This window comes from Cupriavidus sp. NPDC089707 (assembly GCF_044748965.1).
Taxonomy (GTDB): domain Bacteria; phylum Pseudomonadota; class Gammaproteobacteria; order Burkholderiales; family Burkholderiaceae; genus Cupriavidus.
Genome location: NZ_JBIVHB010000004.1, coordinates 49,919 through 71,889, shown reverse-complemented (window position 1 = coordinate 71,889; position 21,971 = coordinate 49,919). Strand labels below are relative to the sequence as shown.

Below are 21,971 nucleotides of genomic sequence, written 5' to 3'. Positions count from 1 at the left end.
CATGACGTTTCCCTATACGCTGACCGAACCGGCTGGCGCGGCGTTGCCGCTAATGGTCGATTCTCCGCACAGCGGCCAAGCCCGCGCCGGCAGCCTGCCTGCCGCGCTGCCGCTGGCGGCCTCGCCCGAAGCCCTGCTGACGGGCTGGGATGCCTATGTCGACGAGCTGTTCGCGCATGCGCCGGCGGTGGGCGGCACGCTGCTGCGCGCCGAGTTCCCGCGCTGGCTGGTGGACGTGAACCGCGCCCGCGACGATATCGACCCTGCGCTGGTCGACGGTGCCATGCCGTTCGCGCTACGGCCCAGCGACAAGGCCGGCCGTGGCATGGGCGTGCTGCGCCGGCTGGCACTGCCTGGCGTGCCGGTCTATGGCGCGCCGCTGTCGCCTGCCATGGCCGAGCAACTGCTGAAGACCTACTACGATCCCTACCATGCCGCGCTTGCCCGCGCGATGGCGGCGCACCATGCGCGCTTCGGCGCGGTGTGGCATCTCGACTGCCATTCGATGAAATCGCGCGGCAATGCCATGAACGTGGACTATGGCTCGGAGCGGCCGGACTTCGTACTCAGCAACCGTGACGGCACGACTTGCCCGGAAGCATTTATCGAGCTGGTAGGGCAATGCCTGCGCGGCTTTGGCTACCATGTCGGCATCAACTGGCCGTACAAGGGCGCGGAACTGGTGACGGCGTATTCGGACCCGGCGCGCGGCCGCTACAGCCTGCAGATCGAGATCAACCGCGCGCTCTACCTGGACGAGGCACGCTTTGTGCCGCATGACGGGTTTGCCAGGCTGCGCGGCCATCTCGACCAACTGCTCGAGCGCGTGGCGGACCATATCCGCGCGGAGCTGGCGCGCGGCGCATGAGCCTGCTCAGAGCACCTTGCCCGGGTTCATCAGCCCCAGCGGATCCAGGGCGCCCTTGATCGCGCGCATCAGCGCCAGCTCGACCTCGCTCTTGTAGTGCCGCAGTTCCTCGCGCTTGAGTTGGCCCACGCCATGCTCGGCCGAGATCGAACCGCAGTGCGAGCGCACGCTATCGTGCACGACACGGTTGACCTGGTCCTGGTTGGCCAGGAAGGCGTCATGGTCGACGCCTTCCGGCGGCGAGACGTTGTAGTGCAGGTTGCCATCGCCAAGGTGGCCGAAGGTCACCATGCGCGCGCCGGGGAAGGCGTTCTGCAGCAGCGCGTCGGTGGTCTCGATGAAGTCCGCCACGCGCGAGACCGGTATGGCGATATCGTGCTTGATGTTCTTGCCGTCCTCGACCTGCGCCAGCGGGATATGCTCGCGCAGGTTCCAGAAGTCGCGCGACTGCTGCACCGACTCGGCCACCACGGCGTCAAGCACCACGCCAGAGTCGAAGGCGGCATTCATCAGCGTTTCGAAGATGCCGCGCGCGTGGGCTTCGCCTTCACTGTCGGACAGTTCCATCAGCACCAGCTGCGGGTGAATGTCGGCGAACGGGTAGCGCAGCTGGGGATAGTGCTGCGTCACCAGCGCCATGCAGCGCGCGGACATCAGCTCGAAGCCGGTCAGCATCGCACCCGCATGCGACTGCGCGATTGCCAGCAGCGCCAGCGCGGCGCACGGGCTCTGCACCGCCGCCAGCGCGGTGACCGAGGCACGCGGCAGCGGGAACAGCTTCATCACAGCGGCGGTGATGATGCCGAGGGTGCCTTCGGCGCCGATATACAAATCGCGCAGGTCGTAGCCAGTATTGTCCTTGCGCAGGCCGCGCAGGCCATGCCAGATGTCGCCCGTCGGCGTCACGACTTCCAGCCCGAGGCACAGTTCGCGCGTATTGCCGTAGCGCAGCACCGCGGTGCCGCCCGCATTGGTCGACAGGTTGCCGCCGATGGTGCAGCTACCCTCGGCCGCCAGGCTCAGCGGAAACAGCCGGCCGTGCTCGCGCGCCACGTCCTGCAGGTGCTGCAGCACCACGCCGGCTTCGACGGTGATGGTGTTGTTGAGCGGATCGACCTGGCGGATGCGGTTGAGCCGTTGCAGTGACAGCACCACCGCATCGCGCCCGGCCGCCGGCGTGGCGCCGCCGCACAGGCCGGTATTGCCGCCCTGCGGCACCACTGCGACCTTGTGCGCATGGCAGGCATGGACCGCGGCGGCGACTTCCTCGGTGGTGCCGGGACGCAGCACGGCCAGCGCCTCGCCGCTATAGCGCTTGCGCCAGTCGGTCAGGTAGGGAGCCTTGTCGGCGGCCTCGGTCAGCACGTGCTGCGGGCCCAGTGCGGCGCGGCACAGGGCGAGGAAAGATTCTTGGGACGAGGTCATGGGCGAAGAATCGATTCGTGGGGAGCACCGGCTCAGCGCTTTTGCGGCGCGGCCTTGGCAGCCGCACGGGCGCGGCGCTTGTACGGCCGCAGGTACAGGATGGTGCTGACGAAGAACACCAGCGTCAGCGCCACCTCCACCCAGGCCAGCGTCGCCGAGAAGCCGCGGTCGCTGGTGGCGCGCACGATGCCTTCGGTGAAGAACAGCAGGATCAGCATCGACGACCACTGCATGGTGTAGCGGTTGCGCGTCAGCACGCCGCGCAGCGGCAGCAGCAGCGGCACGAACTTGATGATCATCCACGAACCGCCGGGGCGCAGTGGCGCCAGGAACCATTCCCAGGCAATGCACAGCACCATCAGTGCCACCAGGCTGCCGGCGCTGATCCGGTGCAGCCAGGGGCTGTGCAGCGCGCTGTCGCTGTCGATGTCGCTGTCGGCGGGCGCGTTCATGCGTGCGCTCCGGACAGGCGCAGCGCGGCTTGCGCCAGGCGCCGGCCCATGGCCATCGCCAGTGCCGACTCGTCGTCGGTGATGGGGCCGCGGTTGTCGACGTAGGCATGGTGGCTCGGGCCGTACGGCGTGCCGCCCGACGTGGTCGTCATCAGGCCCTTCTCGGAATAGGGCAGGCCCATGATCAGCATGCCGTGGTGCAGCAGCGGCAGCATCATCGACAGCAGCGTGGTCTCCTGGCCGCCGTGCAGGCTGCCGGTGGCGGTGAACACGCAGGCGGGCTTGCCAGTCAGCGCGCCCGACAGCCACTGGGCCACGGTGCCGTCCAAAAAGTATTTGACCGGCGCGGCCATGTTGCCGAAGCGCGTGGGGCTGCCCAGCGCCAGGCCCGCGCACTCTTCCAGGTCGCGCAGCTCGGCATAGGGCGGGCCGTCGGCGGGGATGTCGGGGGCGGTGGCCTCGCACACGGTCGATACCGGCGGCACCGTGCGCAGGCGCGCCTGGGCGCCGGGGACGCTGTCGATGCCGTGGGCGATCAGTTCGGCGAGTTTGCGGGTGCTGCCGTGGCGGCTGTAATACAGGACGAGGATGTCGGTCATGGAGCGGGATGGCCGGCGCTGCCGGAAAGGGGCGGCAGGTGCCGCAGGCAATGCGCGTATTATAGATGTGCCCCCGCGCGCGCTCCCCCGCGAAGCGCCGCTGCCGCATCCCGGCAGTCGCCCGTCCGCCTGCCGGCCGCTGCCATCGTTCGAATCGATCCATCCATCCAGGGAGATTGCTGCCGCATGCTTGGTACCCGCGTTGTCCGTCTGCGCAGGGAATGGAACCTGCAGAAGGTCCGCGCACTGGCGCGCTATGTCGTGCGCCGCGCCGGCGAGGACCGGCTGCCGCAGGTGTCCGCGAGCCTGACCTTTACCACCGTGCTGGCCGTGGTGCCGGTGCTGACGGTGGCGTTCGCGCTGCTGGCCGCGTTCCCGGTGTTCCGCGATTTCCGCAATGCCATCGAGGCGTTCCTGTTCCAGAACCTGATTCCCGGCAACGTCAGCGAATCGATCTCGCGCTACATCGGCCAGTTCGCCAAGAGCGCGCGCGGGCTGACGGCGATGGGCCTGGGCGCGTTGATGGTGACGTCGGTGCTGACCATGCTGACGGTGGAGGACGCGCTCAACGCGATCTGGCGCGTCAAGCAGCGCCGCCCGCTGGCGCAGCGGGTGCTGGTGTTCTGGGCGGTGCTGACCTTCGGGCCGGTGCTGATCGGCGCCAGCCTGTCGATCAGTTCGTATCTGATCTCGATCTCGGCGGGCTACGTCGGCACCATGCCGATGGGGATCGGCCTGCTGGTGAGCGCAACGCCGGTGGTGCTGTCGGCGCTGGCCTTTGCCTTCCTGTACACCGCGGTGCCCAATGCCTACGTGGAGTGGCGCGATGCCATCGTCGCCGGTGTGGTGGCCGCGATTGCGTTCGAGTTTGCCAAGCGCGGCTTCGGCTATTTCATCACGCATATTCCGGCGTATACGGCGGTTTACGGCACCTTTGCGGCGCTGCCGATCTTCCTGCTGTGGATCTACCTCAGCTGGCTGGTGACGCTGCTGGGCGCCACCATCGCCGCCAACCTGCCGGTGATCCGGCAGGGCTACTGGCGCCGCCGCACCTTTGCCGGCAGCGAGTTCTTCGACGCACTGGGCGTGCTGCTGCTGCTCTACCGCGCCCGCGACGAGGTGCCGCGCAGCGTGGGGGAACTTGACCTGGGACGCAAGCTGCGCGTGGAAGCGGATTACCTGGCGGGGTTGCTTGGCAAGCTAAAGGCCATGCACCTGGTCGGGCGGTTACAGCAGGAGCGCGGGCAGGCCCACTGGGCCTTGCTGTGCGATCCGTCGCAGGTGACGCTGCGCATGCTGCACGACCGGCTGGTGCTGAATCTGCCGCGGCTGCCGCGCACCGCGCTGGCGCAGCACCTGCGTGGCGCCGAGTCGCTCAGGTCGGTGCTGGACAATCCGCGGCTGGACCAGACGCTGGAGGTGGTCTTCAACCCGGTCTTCAACCAGCAGCCATCCGGCCTGCCGCCGGCTACGGATGACGCCGCGCCGCAGCGGCGCACGCTGGAGGTGGTGCCGCCGGGCTGGCACGGGCAGGTGTGATGCCCGGCGGGCCGGGGCTAAGAACCCATTTCACAATGAAGAAGGGGACGCGTTCAAGCCAGGCGCCGCGCAGGCTAGGCGCGGGCCGCCGGCCTTGGTCATTCCAAGGTCAAGGCCCGCAACAACGCATGCGCGGCGCCTGGCTTGAACCCGAAGGGAAGGCTGCTGCCGGGCCGCAGGGCGTTGTTGTGGCCTCCTTGCGTGGAATGACCACGCGGCGTCGGCCACGCCTAGCCCTGCGGCCCGGCAGCAGCCTTCGCGCCCCTTCTTCATTGTGAAATGGGTTCTAGGTCGTGCGTGGTCAGAACGGGATCTTGCCGCGCCAGATATCGGCGTACATGACCCAGTCGCCCATCAGGCTGTAGAGCGGATGGCGGAAGGTCGCCGGCCGGTTTTTCTCGAAGCCGAAATGACCGATCCAGGCGAAGGCGTAGCCGGCGGTCACGGCGCCGAGCAGCCACCATGCATTGCCGGTCACTACCATTGCCGCCAGGCACAACAGCGCCACGGTCGAACCGATGAAATGCAGCCGGCGGCAGGTGCGGTTCTGGTGCTCGCTCAGGTAGTAGGGGTAGAAGGCCGCGAAGTTCTCGAACTCGCGCGCGCGGGCGTGGGCCATGGCTGTCTCCGGCAGGTCTTGTTTTGTGCAGTGTAGACCTTCCACGACCCTGAAGGGAGGGTGACCGCCGGCGTGGCCGGCCAGCCATCCGGGCCACCATCAGCCGGCCGCCACCACCTTGCGCGCAAAGCCCGCCAGCGCGTCCAGCACTTCGTCCGGGCGCTCCCCCATCAGAGCATGGCCGCACGGCACCGATACCAGGCTTGCCTTCGCCATCTTGCCGGCCAGCGCCTGCGCCGCCTTGGGCGAGGTCATCATGTCCTTGCTGCCGGTGATGAACAGCGCCGGGCAGGCCATCGCGGCGGCGGCTTCCTCGCCGTGCGCGTAGGCATTGCAGGCGGAGAAGTCGTTGTGGAACACATGTGCCTGCGGGTTGTTGTGCGATACGCGCTCCATCAGCCGCTGGCTGCCGCCTTGCATCCAGGCGCCGGGGCCCGGCGACGAGGGCTTGTTGGCCAGGCTCGAATGCGACCAGGCGTTGACCATGGCGATGGCCTCGCTCTCGCGGTTCAGCGACGCATCGAGCAGCGCATCGGAAACCTTCATCGGGTAGGCGGTGGCCAGCAGGGCGATGCCGCGCACCGCCTGCGGATGCCGCGCCGCGCATTCCAGCGCGATCAGCGAGCCCATGCTGTGCCCGAACACGAAGGCCGGCGCCTTGACGCCGGCGGCGGCCACCACTGCCATCACCCAGTCGGCCATTGCCTCGACGGTGGCCAGCGGCGTGCCCTGGCTGCGGTTGTGGCCGGGCAGGTCCACCGCCAGCACCGAGAAGCCATGGTTGGCGAACCAGCGCGTCTGCAGCGCCCATACGCTGTGGTCGTTCTGCGCGCCATGGACGAACACGGCGCAGGGCAGGGCGGCGTCGAAGGGTTTGCCCCCGGTATAGGCGTAGGCCGGCTGGCCTGCAACGTTCAGTTCCATCAGGCCTGCCCTCCCTTGCTCATGGTCTTCTCGGCGGCCTTCAGGCCGCGCTTGAGATCGTCGATCAGGTCGTCCGGATCTTCCAGGCCGACCGACAGGCGGATGGTGCCCTCGGCAATGCCGGCCGACTGCAGCGCCGCCGCGTCCATGCGGAAGTGCGTGGTGGACGCTGGGTGGATCACCAGCGAGCGCGCATCGCCCACGTTGGCCAGGTGCGAGAACAGCGACATGCTTTCAATGAAGCGCTGGCCGGCCAGGCGGTTGCCCTTCAGGTTGAAGCTGAACACCGCGCCGCAGCCGCGCGGCAGCAGGCGCTTGGCCAGTTCGTAGTCGGGGTGCGATTCCAGCTCGGGGTAGGACACCGACTCCACCATCGGGTGCGAAGCCAGGAACTGCACCACCTTGCGGGTGTTGTCGACATGGCGGCTCATGCGCAGCGGCAGCGTCTCCACGCCCTGCAGCAGCTGCCACGCGGCCATCGGGTTCATGCAGGCGCCGAAATCGCGCAGGCCTTCGCGGCGCGCGCGCAGCAGGAAGGGCGCCACCGTGCTTTCCTCGGTGAACACCATGTTGTGGAAGCCTTCGTACGGCTCTGACAGTTCGGGGAAGCGGCCCGACTTCTCGAAGTCGAAGGTCCCGCCCTCCACGAGCACGCCGCCGATGGTGGTGCCGTGGCCGCCGAGGAACTTGGTCGCCGAGTGGTAGAGCAGGCCGGCGCCGAGATCGAACGGGCGCAGCAGGTAGGGCGTGGTGAAGGTCGAATCGACCAGCAGCGGGATGCCGTGGTCCTGGCCGAGCTGCGCCAGCGTGGGGATGTCGAGCACGTCCAGCCCCGGGTTGCCCAGCGTCTCCCCGAACAGCAGTCTGGTATTGGGGCGGATCGCGGCGCGCCAGGCATCGATGTCGCGCGCCTTGACGAAGGTGGTCTCGATGCCAAAGCGGCGCAGCGTGTAGTGCAGCAGGTTGTGCGAGCCGCCGTACAGCGCCGACGACGCCACCACGTGCGAGCCGGCCCCCATCAGCGTGGCCACGGCGAGGTGCAGCGCGGCCTGGCCCGAGGCGGTGGCGATCGCGCCGGCGCCGTTCTCCAGCGCGGCGATACGCTCTTCCAGCACCGCCACGGTCGGGTTGGAGATGCGCGAATAGACGTGGCCCGCCCGCTCCATGTTGAACAGCGACGCCGCGTGCTCGCTGTCGCGGAACACGAAGGAGGTGGTCAGGTGGATGGGGGTCGCGCGAGCCCCGGTGGTGGGGTCGGGCGCGGCGCCGGCGTGCAGCGCCAGCGTATCGAAGCGAGTTCCGGACATGGTCGGTCGGGTGTAGTGATCTCCGGCCAGCATCGTAGCACCGTGCGCACGCCCACGCTGGCTGATCCCCCGCAAACCGGCCTCCTGCTTTACTTTGCCGGCTGGTTTGGGCTAGGATCGGTTGCACGGGCATCTCTGCCCGCACATCCCTAAACAGATAACGAAGTGGCCGGCATCGCCCCCGCGATGCATTCGGCGCAGTTCAGCACAGCTCAGTACAAGGCAGCGGAGACCAACATGAAAGTCAGCGACATCCTGCAGATCAAGGGCAATACGCTCTACACCGTGACGCCTGACACCTCCTTGCTGGTCGCCGTCAACACCATGGCCGAGCGCGATATCGGCTCGCTGGTGGTCATGGAGTACGGCGACCTGGTCGGCATGCTGACTTTCCGCGAGATCATCGAGACACTCGCCCGCAACGGCGGCACCCTTGGCACCAGCAGCATCCGCAAGGTGATGGACGATGCGCCGCTGACCTGCACCATGGAAACCGATGTGAACGAGGTGCGCCGGATGATGCTTGAGCGTCACACCCGCTACCTGCCTGTGCTCGACAACCGCACGCTGATGGGCGTGATTTCCTTCTACGACGTCGCCAAGGCGGTGGTCGAGGACCAGAGCTTCGAGAACAAGATGCTCAAGGCCTATATCCGCGACTGGCCGGAAGAACGGGCCTGAACGCCCGGCCTGCGCCCGCCCTCGGCGGCGGGGCAGCCTATCCTGTAGCTCCCTTCGGAAAATTGTTGCGACTGACGCCGCGCGGCCGCGTGGTGGTGGCATGATGGCGGCCGGTTTCCGGCTCCGGCAAACTTGCCGGCGTTTCCATTTCCGCGGCGGCCCCAGCAGGCCGACCGGTCATCCATGAGCCAACACAGCCAGTTCCGACTGCTCGGCGCACGCCGCTTCGCCCCCTTTTTCTGGACCCAGTTCCTGGGGGCGATGAACGACAACGTCTTCAAGGTCGCCTTCACCTCGCTGGTGACCTACCACACGGCGCTGTTCGAGGGCGTGGACGCGCGCAGCGCCGCGTTCCTGATCTCGGCCATCTTTATCGCGCCGTTCGTGCTGTTCTCCGCCACCAGCGGGCAGGTCGCCGACAAGATGGAGAAGGCGCGCCTGATCCGGCTGGTCAAGTCGCTGGAAATCGCCATCATGGTGCTGGGCCTGGCTGGCTTTGCCTGGCATAGCGCGCCGCTGCTGTACGCCGGGACGTTCCTGATGGGGCTGCATTCGACGCTGTTCGGGCCGGTCAAGTTTGCCTACCTGCCGCAGCACCTGGATGAAAGCGAACTGGTCGGCGGCAACGGGCTGGTCGAGATGGGCACCTTCGTCGCGATCCTGATCGGCACGCTGGTCGGCGGCGAACTGGCGGGACTGCAGCAGGGCGGCGCGGTGGTGGGGCCGCTGTATGTCGGTGCCGTGTGCGTGGCGATTGCCGTGGCCGGGCGCGCGGTGTCGGGCCGGATCCCGATGTCGCCGGCGCCGCAGCCCGAACTGCGCATCAACTGGAACCCGTTTTCCGAAACGTGGCGCAACCTGGTGCTGGCGCGCGGCAATCGCACGGTATTCCTGAGCCTGCTCGGGATTTCGTGGTTGTGGTTCCTCGGCGCGACCTTCCTGACCTCGTTCTTCAGCTATGCCAAGGATGTGCTGGGCGGCGACCAGAACGTGGTCACGCTGCTGCTGGCGGTGTTCTCGCTGGGCATCGGCACCGGCTCGCTGCTGTGCGAACGGCTGTCCGGGCGCCATGTCGAGATCGGGCTGGTGCCGTTCGGCTCGATCGGCATGACGGTGTTCGCCATCGACCTGTACTTTGCCAGCCACGGGCAGCCGCCGGCCGCGCTCACCGGCATCGCCGGCTTCTTGGCCGAAGCGAGCCACTGGCGCGTGCTGGCCGACCTGTTCCTGCTGGCGATGTTCGGCGGCTTCTACAGCGTGCCGCTGTACGCGCTGATCCAGAGCCGCAGCGCGCCCACGCACCGCGCGCGCATCATCGCCGCCAACAATATCCTGAACAGCTTCTTCATGATCGCGGCGTCGCTGCTGGGCGTGGCGATGGCGCTGGCCGGCTACAGCATCCCGCAGCTGTACCTGGTGGTGGGGCTGCTCAATGCGGTGGTGGCGGTCTATATCTATTCGCTGGTGCCGGAATTCCTGCTGCGCTTCATTGCCTGGATCCTGGTGCACACCGTGTACCGGCTGCGTCGCGTAAATGCCGAGCGCATCCCCGCCGACGGCCCGGCGGTGCTGGTCTGCAACCATGTCAGCTTTGCCGACGCGGTCGTGCTGATGGCTTGCAGCCCGCGCCCGGTGCGCTTCGTGATGGACTACCGCATCTTCAGCGTGCCGCTGCTGTCGTGGTTCTTCCGCCAGGCCCGCGCGATCCCGATCGCGCCCGCGCACGAACACCCGGACATGCTCAAGCGCGCGTACGACAGCGTGGCACAGGCGCTGGAGGAGGGCGACCTGGTCTGCATCTTCCCGGAGGGCAAGATCACCGCGACCGGCGAGATCAGCCCGTTCCGCCAGGGCGTGCAGCAGATCATCCGCCGCACGCCGGTGCCGGTGGTACCGATGGCGCTGCGCGGGCTGTGGGGCAGCTTCTTCTCGCGCAAGGACGCGCCGGCGATGTCGCGGCCGTTCCGCCGCGGCATCCTGAGCCGGCTGGAGCTGGTGGTGGGCGAGCCGGTGCCGCCGGAAGCCGCCACGCCCGAAGGGTTGCAGCAGATGGTGCAGGCCCTGCGCGGCGACTGGCGCTGAACGCATGTTCCACTACGCGGAGTCCGACTCACGATGATCACGCTCTATACCTTCGGCCCGGCCTTCGGGCTGCCTGACGCCAGCCCGTTCGTCACCAAGGCCGAGATGCTGCTCAAGCTTGCCGGCCTGCCGTACCACGCGCGCCCCGGCAGCCTGCGGCGCGCGCCCAAGGGCAAGCTGCCGTACCTGGATGACATGGGCCGCATCGTGGCGGATTCGACCATGATCCGCTGGCATATCGAGAAGACCTACCACATTGACTTCGACGCCGGCCTGAGCCCGGCCGAGCGCGGCGTTGCCTGGGCTGCCGAAAAGCTGATGGAAGACCACCTGTACTGGGCGGTGGCGCGGGTGCGCTGGCTCGACCAGGCCAATTTCGACCGCGGCCCGGCGCAGTTCTTCCGCGGCGTGCCAGCGCCGGTGCGTGGACTGGCGGAGCGGCTGGTGCGCTACAAGGTCAAGAAGACGCTGTGGGGGCAGGGGCTGGGCCGGCACAGCGACGAAGAACTGGTGGCGCTGGCCAGCAAGGGCATAACCTCGATCGCCGATATCCTGGGCGACAAGCGTTACCTGATGGGCGACAAGCCTTGCGGCGCCGACGCCACGCTGTTCGCCTTTGCCGGCAGCCTGCTGTGCCCGGTTTTCGACACGCCGATCCGCACCGCGGCGGAAGGGCATGTCAACCTGGTGGCCTATATGGAACGGATGCGGGCGGAGTTCTACCCCGAATTCGCACCGAAAACCGCGGCGGCCTGAGCCTGGCGGGCCGCCAGCGGGCAGGCAATGGCCTTACAATGGAGGCCGTCCCCAATTTCTGTGCGGTTTCCATCATGTCCGGCAACACCCTTGGCCTGCTCTTCACTGTCACCACCTTCGGCGAATCGCACGGCCCCGCCATCGGCGCGGTGGTGGATGGCTGCCCGCCGGGCATGGCGCTGAGCGAGGCCGACATCCAGGGCGACCTGGACCGCCGCAAGCCCGGCACCTCGCGCCACGTCACCCAGCGCAAGGAACCCGACCAGGTCGAGATCCTGTCCGGCGTGTTCGAGGGCAAGACCACCGGCACGCCGATCTGCCTGCTGATCCGCGTCTCCGTCCGGCGCAGCAAGGACTACGGCAATATCGTCGAGACCTTCCGCCCGGGCCACGCCGACTACACCTACTGGCAGAAGTACGGCATCCGCGACTATCGCGGCGGCGGCCGGTCGTCGGCTCGCCTGACCGCGCCGGTGGTCGCCGCGGCGGCGGTGGCCAAGAAGTGGCTGCGCGAGCAGTACGGCACCGAGATCCGGGGCTATATGTCGCAGCTCGGCGAGATTGCAGTGCCATTCTCCGACTGGTCGCATGTGCCCGAGAACCCGTTCTTCGCGCCCAACGCCGACATCATCCCCGAGCTGGAAACCTATATGGACGCGCTGCGCCGCGACGGCGATTCGGTCGGCGCGCGCATCGAGGTGGTGGCCAGCAATGTGCCGGTCGGGCTGGGCGAGCCGTTGTTCGACCGCCTCGACGCAGATATCGCGCATGCGATGATGGGCATCAATGCGGTCAAGGGCGTGGAGATCGGCGCCGGCTTCGACAGCGTGTCCCAGCGCGGCAGCGTGCATGGCGACGAGCTGACCGCCGAGGGCTTCCGCACCAACAATTCCGGCGGCGTGCTGGGCGGCATTTCCACCGGCCAGGACGTCACCGTGTCGCTGGCGATCAAGCCGACGTCCTCGATCCGCACCCCGCGCGAGTCGATCGACAAGGCCGGCAACGCCGCCACGGTCGAAACCTTCGGCCGCCACGACCCGTGCGTCGGCATCCGCGCCACGCCGATCGCCGAGGCCATGCTGGCGCTGGTGCTGATGGACCACGCGCTGCGCCACCGCGCGCAGTGCGGCGACGTCAAGACCGACACGCCGCATATTCCGGCGCAGGCCGGCGCAGGCCGGCCAATGCGCTGAGTTGACCACCCTCCCTGAGGCTGGTGGCGCAACGGGCGCCGCTCGCCCGGATTACGCCCGCTTCGGGCTTTTCTATCTTGGCTACTACGGCTACGTCGGCGTCATCTCGCCGTACGTGAGCCTGTATTTCGCCGATCGCGGGTTCAATCCCGTGCAGATCGGCGTGCTGATGGCAAGCTTCCAGGTCAGCCGCATCGTCGGGCCCTACCTGTGGGGCTGGCTGTCCGACGTGATGCACACACGCGTGCGCATCCTGCGCGTGAGCGCGTTCACCTCGCTGCTGGCGTTCCTGATGCTGCCCGGCGTGGGCAGCTACGGCGGCATGATGGCGATGATGCTGACGCTGAGCCTGCTCACCAGCGCGATGTCGCCGCTGGGCGATGCCCTTACCATCTCCACGCTGCGCCGCTATGGCGCCTTCGACCATAGCTATGGCCGTATCCGCATGTTCGGCTCGGTCGGCTTTATCGGCGCGGTGCTGGCCGGCGGGGCGCTGTTCGAGGCGGTCGGCATGCGTGCCTTTCCGTGGGTGGCCAGCGGCTTGCTGGCCATCCTGGCCGGGGTGGTGCTGACCATGCGCGATGCCGCCGACGACGGCCCGCGCATGCCCACGCCGCGCGCGCTGCCACTGCTGCGCCGGCCGGACGTGGCGTGGTTCCTGGCGTCGGCCTTCCTGATGATGTTCGCGCACGCCGCGCTATACGTGTTCTATTCGCTGTGGCTGGAGCGGCTTGGCTACAGCAAGTTCGCCATCGGCGTGATGTGGACCATCGGCGTGGTCGCCGAGATCGTTTTCTTCTACTACCAGGGCCTGTTGTTCGCGCGCTTCGCGCTGCGCACCATCCTGGCGGGCACCTTCGTGCTGGCGGCCGTCCGCTTTGGCCTGACCGGCTACTTCGCGCAATTTGCCTGGCTGATGGCGCTGGTGCAGGTATTGCACGCCGCCACCTTCGCCGCGCACCACAGCGCCAGCCTGAAGCGGCTGCAGGCATGGTTCGCCGGGCCGCTGCAGGGGCGTGGGCAGGCGCTGTACACGGGGATTTCCTACGGCGTCGGCGGCACGCTTGGCGGGCTGGTGATGGGCTGGACCTGGAATGCGCTGGCGCCCGAACACACCTTCGGGCTGGCCGCCGTGGCAGCGGCGGCCGGTGCCTTCTGCGCGGCGATGAGCTTCCGCGCTGCGGGTGCGGCAGGCGGCGATGCCCTTCAGGCCAGCGCGGCGCAGACGCGCTCGGCGATCGCCAGCGACGAGGTCAACCCCGGCGACTCGATGCCGAACAGGTGAACCAGCCCCGGCACGCCGTGCACGGCGGGGCCATCGATGCGGAAGTCCGCCGCCAACTCGTGCGGGCCGCTGATCTTGGGGCGGATGCCGGCATAGCCCGGCTGCAGCGCACCGTCGGCCAGTCCCGGCCAGTAGCGACGTACCTCGTCATAAAAGCTGTCGGCATCGGCCGGGTCGACGCTGTACTCGATATCGTCGATCCAGCGCACATTGGGGCCAAAGCGCGCCTGGCCACCCAGGTCCAGCGTCAGGTGCACGCCCAGGCCAGCAGCCTCGGGCACCGGGTAGATCAGCCGTGAGAACGGCGCGCGCCCGGCCAGCGTGAAATAGCAGCCCTTGGCGTAGTACTGCGGCGGGATATGGGCCTCGGGCATGCCATCGAGGCGGCGCGCCAGTTCCGGCGCGCTCAGGCCGGCCGAGTTCACCACTGTGCGCGCCAGCAGCGTGGTGGCGCCGCCATCCTCGCTGCCCACTTCCAGGCGAATCCCTTCCGGCGTGATCGCGCCGCCCAGCACCGGTGACTGCACCGCCAGCATCGCACCGGCGTTCTCGGCATCGCCCAGCAGTGCGGTCATCAGGCCATGGCTGTCGATGATGCCGGTGGAGGGCGACAGCAGCGCGGCATGGCATTGCAGCTGCGGCTCCAGCGCCTGCGCTTCGTCGCGGGGGAGCAGCCGCAGGTCATCGACACCGTTGGCCGCGGCCTTGGCGCGGATGCCGTCGAGCGTGGCCACCTGCGCCGCGCTGGTGGCGACGATCAGCTTGCCGCAGCGCTGGTGCGCCACGTGGTGCGTGGCGCAATAGTCGTACAGCATGGCCTTGCCGCGCACGCACAATTCTGCCTTCAGCGAACCGGCGGGATAGTAGATGCCGGCGTGGATGACCTCGCTGTTGCGCGCGCTGGTGATGGTGCCGAAGGCGTTCTCCGCTTCCAGGATGATGACCTCGCGGCCCTGCAGCGCGAGGGCGCGCGCGGCTGCCAGTCCTACGACACCCGCGCCGATGACGACGCAATCCACCTTTTCCATGCTCGTTTCCTTGTTGCTGTGGTTTGTTGCCAGTGGTTGCCAGTGCTGGCTACTGCGTGGCAGGAATTCAGCCTGCCAGGCCCAGCCGGGCGGCCGCGGCAGCCAGGTGCCGTTGCGCGGCCTCGCGCGCCGCCGGGGCATTGCCCGCGGCGATGGCGTCGGCCAGCGCCGTGTGTTCGGTATCGGCGGCGCGCGGGGCGCCGGTGGCGGCGCCGAGCCGCGCGGTGTTCTCCCAGGCGCGCTGCCGTGCCGTGAGCATCTGCTGGCTGACGAAATCGGTCAGGCCGGTAAAGCAGGGATTGTGCGCGGCTTCGGCGATGGCGTGGTGGAAGGCCATGTCGGCCGCGGCCGCGCTGGCCATGTCGCCATGGCCGTCGGCCTGCGCCTGCATGGCCCCGAGCGCGGCGCGGATCGCGTCGACATCCGCAGCGGTGCGGCGCTCGGCCGCCATCTCGGCGCAGGCGGTTTCGACCACGCGGCGCAACTCGAACAGCTGCGCCAGCGTGGGCCCACCATCCGGCGCGCTCGCCACGCGCCACGCCTGTCCGCCCGGGGTTTCCGAAACAAAGGCGCCAGAGCCCTTGCGCGTGACCAGCACGCCGTCGGCCTTGAGCTGGGCGATGGCTTCGCGCACGATCGGCCGGCTCACGCCGAAGGTGTCCGCCAGGCTTGCTTCGGCGGGCAGGCGCCCGCCCGCGGCGTAGCGGCCGGCGAGGATGTCGTCGTGCAAGGACTGGGCAATGCGGCTGGCCAGCGAGGCCGGGCGGTGCAGGGTCATGGGTCGATATGTCAGGCTGTCAGACAGCTTTGTGCGATTATGGTGGCGAAGTTGTCGCGAGTCAAGCTTGCCGTAGATGGCCGGTGCTACACATGGCGCCCTGGATCCATCGGTATTCGCTTAACTTCTTGTGGCCCACGGCCGATAGAAACCGGATACAGGTGGCGGATACTGCCCGGCGGTTCCGTCGTGGGTTTGCCATGCCCCGCGCGCGACGACAAACGCGGGGCCCCTCTGCAAACAGCCATGATCCAACTCACTCCCAACGATCTTCCGGTCGGACACCCGCTGCCCTGGTCGCTGCTCGACGGCGAAGGCAACCTGGTGCTCGGCAGCGGCAGCGTCATCCCCGATGCGCGCGACCTGGCGCTGGTGTTCCGCCACGGCGTGGTCTGCCGCGCCGGCAACGGCGGCAATTGCGGTGACGCCGACAATTGCGGCGATGCCGACGCCGGCACGCGCACGGCCCCAGGGCCGCTCGGCCTGCAGGTCGGCACGCTGCTCCACGTCAAGCATGAAGGCAAGTCCGCACGTGCCGCCGCGAGCCGCCTGATCGGCTTTATCGAGCAGGGGCTGTTCGTGACCTGGCCCCAGCTGGGCGGACGCGACTTGCTGCTGCAGGCGGGCGACACCGTGCTGCTGCGCGGCTTTTCCGGGCAGGCGATCCACAGCTTTTCCTCGACCATCACCGCGGTCTGCCGCAGCCCCTTCCGCTACCTGGTACTGTCGGCACCGACCAACCTGCACGCGACCCCGGTCCGCAAGGCGGCGCGCGTGCCGACGCGGCTGGCGGCATACCTGACCGAGCCCCCGGAAGAGGACGACGGCGATCATGGCGTGGCCGTCGCGGTGCGGGCGGGCACGGCGCGGCTGGCGTTGCTGTCTGACCTCAGCACCGGCGGTGCGCTGGTGCAGACCACCGCGCCGTCGCCCGCGCCAGGCAGCCGGGTGCGGCTGCGTTTCCAGCTCCGGGCCGCGTCGTTCGACAGCGAAGTCATCGTCGACGGTTGGGTCAGGGCGGCGCCAGGCGCGGCCAGCCAGGACGATGGCGATTTCCCTGCCTTCGGCGTGGCCTTCGACCTGCTGGACGAGCGCGAGATGACGCTGCTGCAGTGCTACATCTACGAACAACTGCTGTCCACCACGCGCCTGCCGCTGTAGCCGGCGGCCACCAGTCGGCCACCAGTCCGTGCTGCGGGCGTTTGGAGGGTTTCCGCTAATGTTTTGATTGTCTTCATCCGGTGGGGCGCCTTTACTGCTTCCAACAAAAATATCACCACCACCGAGGAGACAACATGCAGCACAGCGGACACCGTGGCCCCGGCCATGCGTGCGGGCACGGCCTGCGCGCAGTATTTCTGACAAAGGCGCGCCGCGTTGCCGGCGCCGCGGCGGCGCTTGCCATGGCAGCTGCCATCGCATGGCCCGCCACAGCCACAGCCGGTTACGCCAGCACCCGATACCCGATCGTGCTGGTCCACGGCCTGACCGGCGCGGCGAAGATGGGCGGCGTGATCGATTACTGGTACGGCATCCCCGAGCTGCTGCGCGCCAACGGCGCGCGCGTCTATGTGGCCACGGTGCCGTCGTTCAACAGCGATGCCGAACGCGCGCTGGCGCTGCAGGCGTATGTGCGCGCGGTCAAGCTGGAGAGCGGCGCCGACAGGGTCAACCTGATCGGCCACAGCCAGGGCGGCCCGACCTCGCGCATGCTCGCGGCGATGTCGCCGCAGGATGTCGCTTCGGTCACTACCATCGGCAGCCCGCATCGCGGCAGCGAGGTCGCCGACACCGTGCTGGACCTGATCAACGGCGTGCAAGGCATTCCGGTCGCCGGCCCGGTGCTGGTCGGCATCATCCAAGGCGTGTTCGATACCATCGGCTGGTTCAACGGGATCGGCAACGGCCAGGCGCTGGACCAGGATGCGCTGGCTTCGCTGAAGATCCTGACCACGCAGGGTGCTGCCGAGCAGAATGCCCGTCTCGACGCCACGCTGGCGCCGGGCTCGACCTCCGCGCTCGCCCCGGATTGCGCCACGCCCGGCGCCGCGTTCGAGCAGCGCCAGGCGCGCGATGCCGCGGGCAGCCTCGTCACCCACACACAGGCCGCGTATTCGTGGACCGGACAGGGCGGGCCGGTCAGCCTGCTGCGCTCCAACCTGCTGGACCCGTCCACGCTGCCGATGGCGGCCTCGGCCGGCATCATGGATCTGAAGGGCGCCGGCCCCAACGACGGGCTGGTGTCGGTGTGCAGCAGCAAATGGGGGCGGGTGCTGGCTACCGGCTACTACTGGAACCACCTGGACGAAGTCAACCAGATGGCCGGCCTGTACCAGGACATCGATCCGCGCACGGTGATCCTCAATCACGCCAACCGCCTGCGCAATGACCAGCTCTGAGCGCGGCACGCGGGCATGGCTGGCAGTGCTGCCGGCCATGCTCGCGGCGGTGGCGGTGTACTGGGCGACGATGCCGGCTGCGCCGGTGGCCGCAAAGCGGGCAGCGCCGGAAACGAGCGCAGGGCCATCGCTGGCCGCCGCGGCCGCGCCAGGCACTGCCCAAGGGCGCGCCATTGCCGTGATGCCGTCGCTGGCGGGCACCGATGTGCCCGCCGGCCCCGAGACCGATGACAAGGGCAACCTGCGCGTGACCCGCGCGCTGCGCACCTACTTCGATTACTTCCTCAGCGCGCGCCACGATGCCGGCGCCGAGGCGCTGGACCAACAGGTGTACGACGGTATCCGCCGGAGCGTGCCGGAGCCGGCAGCGGGGCAGGCCTGGCAGTTGTGGCGGCGCTACCTTGGCTACCTTGCCGAGGTGCAGCCGCACGCCGCACGCAAGCCCATGGGCGAACCGGCGGACGGTGCCCTGGACCCCGGGTCAATGCAGCGCTTGCGCGCCTTGCTGGCCAGCCGCAATGCCGCCCGGCAGCGGCTGCTGCCGGATGTCGCGGCAATCTGGTTCGACGACGAACAGGCCTATGACGACGCCATGCTCGCGCGCCTGGACCTCGCGGCGCAGGCGGGCCTCGATCCGGCCGAACGGCAACGCCAGCTGGCAGCACTCGACGCCGCGCTGCCCGAGCCGCTGCGTACCGCGCGCGACGCCGGCGCGCGGCCCCAGGCGATCAGCGACACCATCGCCGGCATGCAATCGGCCGGCCGCGGCACGCAGGAGATCGGTGCGGCGCTGGCTGCGGCGTACGGCGCGGAGGTGGCGCAGCGCTACCAGCAGCAGGCGCTGGTTGAACAGGCATGGCAGCAGCGCTATGACGACTACGCGGCCCGGCGCGCCCAGATTGAAACCTTTGCGGGCCTGTCCGCGCAGGATCGCCGGCTTCAACTCGAAGCGCTGCGCCAGCAGGCCTTCAGCAGTCCCGGCGAGGCATTGCAGGCAGAGGTGATGGACCAGGCGATGGCTGCGCGGCGAGCGGCACGCCAATAAAAAAAACGGCACCGGGAAACCGGTGCCGTTCCATGCGCCATGCGCTTGCGCGCCGGCGGCCTTACATGCCGACGTAGTTCGGACCGCCACCGCCTTCCGGCGTGACCCACACGATGTTCTGCGTCGGGTCCTTGATATCGCAGGTCTTGCAGTGCACGCAGTTCTGCGCGTTGATCTGCAGCCGTTCCTTGCCCGAGGCCTCGTCCTGCACGAACTCGTACACGCCCGCCGGGCAGTAGCGCGCCTCGGGGCCGGCGAACTTTTCCCAGTTGATGTTGACCGGCACGCTGGCATCCTTCAGCGTCAGGTGCGCCGGCTGGTTTTCCTCGTGGTTGGTGTTGCTGATAAACACCGAGCTGAGGCGGTCGAAGGTCAGCTTGCCGTCCGGCTTCGGGTAGACGATCTTCTCGCACTCGGCCGCCGGCTTCAGGTACACATGGTCCGGCTTGACGCGGTGGATGGTCCAGGGCGGGTTGCGGATGCCCAGCTTGGGCAGCAGCCATTGCTCGATGCCGGTCATCAGCGTCGCGGTGGTGCGGCCCTTCTTGAACCACTGCTTGAAGTTCTTGGCCTGCAGCAGTTCCTTGTACAGCCAGCTCTGCTCGAACGCGGCGGGGTACGCGGTCAGCTCGTCGTGCTGGCGGCCGCCCTGCAGCGCGTCATAGGCGGCCTCGGCGGCCAGCATGCCGGTCTTGATCGCGGCGTGGCTGCCCTTGATGCGCGAGGCGTTCAGGTAGCCGGCATCGCAGCCGACCAGCGCGCCGCCCGGGAACACGGTCTTGGGCAGCGACAGCAGGCCGCCGGCGGTGATGGCGCGCGCGCCGTACGACAGGCGCTTGCCGCCTTCGAAGTACTGCCGGATTTCCGGATGTGTCTTGAAGCGCTGGAATTCCTCGAACGGCGACAGCCACGGGTTGGTGTAGTCCAGGCCGACCACAAAACCGACCGCGACCTTGTTGTCTTCCATGTGGTACAGGAACGAGCCGCCGTAGGTGGCCGGGTCGAGCGGCCAGCCGGCGGTGTGCACCACCAGGCCGGGCTTGTGCTTGGCCGGGTCGATTTCCCACAGTTCCTTCAGGCCGATGCCGTAGCTCTGCGGATCCTTGCCGGCATCCAGGCCGAACTTGTCGATCAGTTGCCTGCCCAGGTGGCCACGCGCGCCTTCGGCGAAGATGGTGTACTTGGCATGCAGCTCCATGCCGAGCTGGAAGTTGTCGGTGGGCTCGCCTTCCTTGTTGACGCCCATGTTGCCGGTAGCCACGCCCTTGACCGAGCCGTCTTCGTTGTACAGGACCTCGGCGGCCGGGAAGCCCGGGAAGATCTCGACGCCCAGCGCCTCGGCCTGCTGGCCCAGCCAGCGCACGAAGTTCGACAGGCTGATGATGTAGTTGCCGTGGTTGTGGAAGCACTCGGGCAGCAGCGCCGACGGCGTGCCCTTGGAGCCGGATTCGTTCAGGAACAGGAACTTGTCTTCGGTGACCGGCTGGTTCAGCGGCGCGCCCAGCTCCTGCCAGTTCGGAAACAGCTCGTTGAGGGCGCGCGGATCCATGATGGCGCCCGACAGGATATGCGCGCCGGGTTCGGAACCCTTTTCCAGCACGCATACGTTGACGTCGCTGCCTTTCTCCTGCGCGAGTTGCTTCAGGCGGATGGCCGTGGCCAGGCCGGCGGGGCCGCCGCCGACGACGACCACGTCGTATTCCATGGCTTCACGCGGGCCGAACTGCTCCAGGAGCTGTTGCTGATCCATTGTCTCTAACCCTCTATTTCTTTGCTGCTAGCTATGCAATTGTGGGAAGTGCGGTGATCGTTCTGCTCGAACTTGCGCAGGCGGGGCATGGGAAGGGATTTTGACGGCTGTTTGCGGCCGATAGCCGGCCGGATCGCTCGTTTTCCCTCTTTCCCTTTGCGGGCCAAGTTCTTAGAATCTCCGGCATTGTCCGGGACTCGCCACCCACAGGCAAGGATTTTTTTGGAACGGTCGTTCTTTTTTTTGATATGCTGCCTTCCGCACCCGAAGAGGCTGGAGGGGCGCCCGCATATGAGGTCATCATGGGTTTGTCGATCAATCTGGAAGGCAAGGTAGCGCTGGTCACCGGCGCATCGAGCGGGCTCGGCTCGCGTTTCGCCACGGTGCTGGCTGCCGCCGGGGCGAAGGTTGTGCTGGCCTCGCGCCGCACCGAGCGCCTCAAGGAACTGCGTGCGGCGATCGAGGCCGAGGGCGGCAGCGCGCACGTGGTGCGGCTGGACGTCACCGATCCGGACAGCATCCGCGCCGCCGTGGCGCATGCGGAAACCGAAGCCGGCTCGATCGACATCCTGGTCAACAATTCGGGCGTGTCGACCACGCAGAAGCTGACCGACGTGACCCCGGACGATTTCGATTTCGTCTTCGACACCAATACCCGCGGCGCTTTCTTCGTCGCGCAGGAAGTGGCCAAGCGCATGATTGCGCGGGCCAAGGGCGCGGAGCGCTACGGCAGCCCGCTGCCGCAGGCGCGCATCGTCAATGTGGCGTCGGTGGCCGGCCTGAAGGTGCTGTCGCAGATCGGCGTCTATTGCATGAGCAAGGCATCGGTGGTGCACATGACCAAGGCCATGGCGCTGGAATGGGCCCGCCACGGCATCAATACCAACGCGATCTGCCCGGGCTATATCGACACCGAGATCAACCACCACCACTGGGACTCGGACGCAGGCCAGAAGCTGATCCAGATGCTGCCGCGCAAGCGCCTGGGCAAGCCCGAGGACCTCGACGGCCTGCTGTTGCTGCTGGCTTCCGACCAGTCGCAATTCATCAACGGCGCCGTGATCACCGCCGACGACGGCATGGTCTGAGCCCGGCCGCCGGCGCCGCGACGCCCGCTTCCCGCCCGCGCGCCACAAGCGTGCGGCGGAGCATCATAATTGGCCACCCCAGGGGTTATCCGGTCCCCTTGGGGCGGGCTTTCGAGTGCGGCTTCCAGTTTCCGATAAAAGAAAGTTGATGCG

General features: G+C 68.0%; 20 protein-coding genes. 11 read left to right on the top strand and 9 right to left on the bottom strand.

The features are described from left to right. The first annotated feature begins 1 nt into the window (after window position 1). Window positions 2-868 carry an N-formylglutamate amidohydrolase gene (locus ACIP1U_RS08885; protein ID WP_400314033.1) on the top strand — a complete coding sequence of 289 codons (867 nt, stop codon included), beginning with the start codon at window positions 2-4 and terminating at the stop codon, window positions 866-868. Between the two features lie 6 nt (window positions 869-874). Here ACIP1U_RS08885 and ACIP1U_RS08880 read toward each other — a convergent pair whose 3' ends face one another. From ACIP1U_RS08880 to wrbA, 3 genes are read right to left on the bottom strand one after another with little or no spacing between them, the layout of a single operon-like run. Next, complete coding sequence (locus tag ACIP1U_RS08880) at window positions 875-2,293, bottom strand: FAD-binding oxidoreductase (RefSeq protein WP_400314032.1); 1,419 nt, start codon at window positions 2,291-2,293, stop codon at window positions 875-877. 32 nt (window positions 2,294-2,325) lie between these two features. After that, window positions 2,326-2,745 carry a DUF2069 domain-containing protein gene (locus ACIP1U_RS08875; RefSeq protein ID WP_400314030.1) on the bottom strand — a complete coding sequence of 140 codons (420 nt, stop codon included), beginning with the start codon at window positions 2,743-2,745 and terminating at the stop codon, window positions 2,326-2,328. After that, on the bottom strand, window positions 2,742-3,344 hold the full coding sequence (gene wrbA, locus ACIP1U_RS08870) for an NAD(P)H:quinone oxidoreductase (RefSeq protein ID WP_400314028.1): 603 nt from the start codon (window positions 3,342-3,344) through the stop codon (window positions 2,742-2,744). Before wrbA ends, ACIP1U_RS08875 begins: the two co-directional genes overlap by 4 nt. 186 nt (window positions 3,345-3,530) lie before the next feature. Between wrbA and ACIP1U_RS08865 the strand changes: the two genes are divergently transcribed. After that, complete coding sequence (locus tag ACIP1U_RS08865) at window positions 3,531-4,883, top strand: YihY family inner membrane protein (protein WP_400314027.1); 1,353 nt, start codon at window positions 3,531-3,533, stop codon at window positions 4,881-4,883. Between the two features lie 301 nt (window positions 4,884-5,184). Here the strand turns inward: ACIP1U_RS08865 and ACIP1U_RS08860 are convergent, their stop codons facing one another. The 3 genes from ACIP1U_RS08860 to ACIP1U_RS08850 all read right to left on the bottom strand — a co-directional run bounded on the left by ACIP1U_RS08860 (window position 5,185) and on the right by ACIP1U_RS08850 (window position 7,733). Beyond that, window positions 5,185-5,502, bottom strand: coding sequence for an Mpo1-like protein (locus tag ACIP1U_RS08860; RefSeq protein ID WP_400314025.1), 318 nt, complete (start codon window positions 5,500-5,502; stop codon window positions 5,185-5,187). A 99-nt stretch (window positions 5,503-5,601) separates the two neighbouring features. Further along, window positions 5,602-6,426: an alpha/beta fold hydrolase gene (locus ACIP1U_RS08855; RefSeq protein WP_400314024.1), complete on the bottom strand. Its 825-nt coding sequence runs from the start codon at window positions 6,424-6,426 to the stop codon at window positions 5,602-5,604. Continuing rightward, window positions 6,426-7,733 (bottom strand): O-acetylhomoserine aminocarboxypropyltransferase, encoded by a 1,308-nt coding sequence (locus ACIP1U_RS08850; RefSeq protein ID WP_400314021.1) that lies wholly within the window; start codon window positions 7,731-7,733, stop codon window positions 6,426-6,428. The genes ACIP1U_RS08855 and ACIP1U_RS08850 overlap by 1 nt, the downstream gene beginning before the upstream one ends. A 237-nt stretch (window positions 7,734-7,970) precedes the next feature. On the opposite strand from ACIP1U_RS08850, the gene ACIP1U_RS08845 reads away from it, so the two are divergent. From ACIP1U_RS08845 to ACIP1U_RS08825, 5 genes are all read left to right on the top strand, one after another. After that, window positions 7,971-8,414 carry a CBS domain-containing protein gene (locus tag ACIP1U_RS08845; protein ID WP_400314018.1) on the top strand — a complete coding sequence of 148 codons (444 nt, stop codon included), beginning with the start codon at window positions 7,971-7,973 and terminating at the stop codon, window positions 8,412-8,414. Window positions 8,415-8,597: 183 nt separating this feature from the next. Continuing rightward, window positions 8,598-10,496, top strand: coding sequence for an MFS transporter (locus ACIP1U_RS08840; protein ID WP_400314015.1), 1,899 nt, complete (start codon window positions 8,598-8,600; stop codon window positions 10,494-10,496). A 33-nt stretch (window positions 10,497-10,529) separates the two neighbouring features. Next, window positions 10,530-11,252 carry a glutathione S-transferase C-terminal domain-containing protein gene (locus tag ACIP1U_RS08835; RefSeq protein WP_400314012.1) on the top strand — a complete coding sequence of 241 codons (723 nt, stop codon included), beginning with the start codon at window positions 10,530-10,532 and terminating at the stop codon, window positions 11,250-11,252. A 74-nt stretch (window positions 11,253-11,326) separates the two neighbouring features. Then, on the top strand, window positions 11,327-12,445 hold the full coding sequence (gene aroC / locus ACIP1U_RS08830) for a chorismate synthase (protein WP_400314009.1): 1,119 nt from the start codon (window positions 11,327-11,329) through the stop codon (window positions 12,443-12,445). Window position 12,446: 1 nt separating this feature from the next. Continuing rightward, window positions 12,447-13,730 (top strand): MFS transporter, encoded by a 1,284-nt coding sequence (locus ACIP1U_RS08825; RefSeq protein ID WP_400314006.1) that lies wholly within the window; start codon window positions 12,447-12,449, stop codon window positions 13,728-13,730. On the opposite strand, the gene ACIP1U_RS08820 is transcribed toward ACIP1U_RS08825, so the two are convergent. Next, a complete protein-coding gene (locus tag ACIP1U_RS08820; RefSeq protein WP_400314004.1) occupies window positions 13,652-14,758 on the bottom strand; it encodes an NAD(P)/FAD-dependent oxidoreductase in 1,107 nt (368 codons plus the stop codon). The two genes, ACIP1U_RS08825 and ACIP1U_RS08820, sit on opposite strands and share 79 nt — an antisense overlap. Window positions 14,759-14,825: 67 nt before the next feature. Continuing rightward, entirely contained in the window at window positions 14,826-15,536 is a 711-nt protein-coding gene (locus tag ACIP1U_RS08815; protein ID WP_400314002.1) for a FadR/GntR family transcriptional regulator, read from the bottom strand. 246 nt (window positions 15,537-15,782) lie between these two features. Between ACIP1U_RS08815 and ACIP1U_RS08810 the strand changes: the two genes are divergently transcribed. The 3 genes from ACIP1U_RS08810 (at window position 15,783) to ACIP1U_RS08800 (ending at window position 18,980) form a co-directional block, all read left to right on the top strand. Next, window positions 15,783-16,697 carry a flagellar brake protein gene (locus ACIP1U_RS08810; protein WP_400313999.1) on the top strand — a complete coding sequence of 305 codons (915 nt, stop codon included), beginning with the start codon at window positions 15,783-15,785 and terminating at the stop codon, window positions 16,695-16,697. A 134-nt stretch (window positions 16,698-16,831) separates the two neighbouring features. Beyond that, window positions 16,832-17,935 (top strand): esterase/lipase family protein, encoded by a 1,104-nt coding sequence (locus ACIP1U_RS08805; RefSeq protein WP_400313998.1) that lies wholly within the window; start codon window positions 16,832-16,834, stop codon window positions 17,933-17,935. Further along, complete coding sequence (locus tag ACIP1U_RS08800; RefSeq protein WP_400313995.1) at window positions 17,922-18,980, top strand: lipase secretion chaperone; 1,059 nt, start codon at window positions 17,922-17,924, stop codon at window positions 18,978-18,980. The genes ACIP1U_RS08805 and ACIP1U_RS08800 overlap by 14 nt, the downstream gene beginning before the upstream one ends. A gap of 61 nt (window positions 18,981-19,041) precedes the next feature. Here the strand turns inward: ACIP1U_RS08800 and ACIP1U_RS08795 are convergent, their stop codons facing one another. Further along, on the bottom strand, window positions 19,042-20,730 hold the full coding sequence (locus ACIP1U_RS08795; RefSeq protein WP_400313992.1) for an electron transfer flavoprotein-ubiquinone oxidoreductase: 1,689 nt from the start codon (window positions 20,728-20,730) through the stop codon (window positions 19,042-19,044). A 302-nt stretch (window positions 20,731-21,032) separates the two neighbouring features. Between ACIP1U_RS08795 and ACIP1U_RS08790 the strand changes: the two genes are divergently transcribed. Next, window positions 21,033-21,818: an SDR family oxidoreductase gene (locus ACIP1U_RS08790; RefSeq protein ID WP_400313990.1), complete on the top strand. Its 786-nt coding sequence runs from the start codon at window positions 21,033-21,035 to the stop codon at window positions 21,816-21,818. Window positions 21,819-21,971: the final 153 nt, after the last annotated feature.

Coding starts and splice junctions, on each gene's coding strand:
- wrbA (WP_400314028.1), bottom strand. CDS start 3,344: ATGACCGACATCCTCGTCCTGTATTACAGCCGCCACGGCAGCACCCGC.
- ACIP1U_RS08840 (WP_400314015.1), top strand. CDS start 8,598: ATGAGCCAACACAGCCAGTTCCGACTGCTCGGCGCACGCCGCTTCGCC.
- ACIP1U_RS08820 (WP_400314004.1), bottom strand. CDS start 14,758: ATGGAAAAGGTGGATTGCGTCGTCATCGGCGCGGGTGTCGTAGGACTG.
- ACIP1U_RS08875 (WP_400314030.1), bottom strand. CDS start 2,745: ATGAACGCGCCCGCCGACAGCGACATCGACAGCGACAGCGCGCTGCAC.
- ACIP1U_RS08835 (WP_400314012.1), top strand. CDS start 10,530: ATGATCACGCTCTATACCTTCGGCCCGGCCTTCGGGCTGCCTGACGCC.
- ACIP1U_RS08855 (WP_400314024.1), bottom strand. CDS start 6,426: ATGGAACTGAACGTTGCAGGCCAGCCGGCCTACGCCTATACCGGGGGC.
- aroC (WP_400314009.1), top strand. CDS start 11,327: ATGTCCGGCAACACCCTTGGCCTGCTCTTCACTGTCACCACCTTCGGC.
- ACIP1U_RS08815 (WP_400314002.1), bottom strand. CDS start 15,536: ATGACCCTGCACCGCCCGGCCTCGCTGGCCAGCCGCATTGCCCAGTCC.
- ACIP1U_RS08845 (WP_400314018.1), top strand. CDS start 7,971: ATGAAAGTCAGCGACATCCTGCAGATCAAGGGCAATACGCTCTACACC.
- ACIP1U_RS08860 (WP_400314025.1), bottom strand. CDS start 5,502: ATGGCCCACGCCCGCGCGCGCGAGTTCGAGAACTTCGCGGCCTTCTAC.
- ACIP1U_RS08795 (WP_400313992.1), bottom strand. CDS start 20,730: ATGGATCAGCAACAGCTCCTGGAGCAGTTCGGCCCGCGTGAAGCCATG.
- ACIP1U_RS08865 (WP_400314027.1), top strand. CDS start 3,531: ATGCTTGGTACCCGCGTTGTCCGTCTGCGCAGGGAATGGAACCTGCAG.
- ACIP1U_RS08880 (WP_400314032.1), bottom strand. CDS start 2,293: ATGACCTCGTCCCAAGAATCTTTCCTCGCCCTGTGCCGCGCCGCACTG.
- ACIP1U_RS08800 (WP_400313995.1), top strand. CDS start 17,922: ATGACCAGCTCTGAGCGCGGCACGCGGGCATGGCTGGCAGTGCTGCCG.
- ACIP1U_RS08805 (WP_400313998.1), top strand. CDS start 16,832: ATGCAGCACAGCGGACACCGTGGCCCCGGCCATGCGTGCGGGCACGGC.
- ACIP1U_RS08850 (WP_400314021.1), bottom strand. CDS start 7,733: ATGTCCGGAACTCGCTTCGATACGCTGGCGCTGCACGCCGGCGCCGCG.
- ACIP1U_RS08810 (WP_400313999.1), top strand. CDS start 15,783: ATGATCCAACTCACTCCCAACGATCTTCCGGTCGGACACCCGCTGCCC.
- ACIP1U_RS08885 (WP_400314033.1), top strand. CDS start 2: ATGACGTTTCCCTATACGCTGACCGAACCGGCTGGCGCGGCGTTGCCG.
- ACIP1U_RS08790 (WP_400313990.1), top strand. CDS start 21,033: ATGGGTTTGTCGATCAATCTGGAAGGCAAGGTAGCGCTGGTCACCGGC.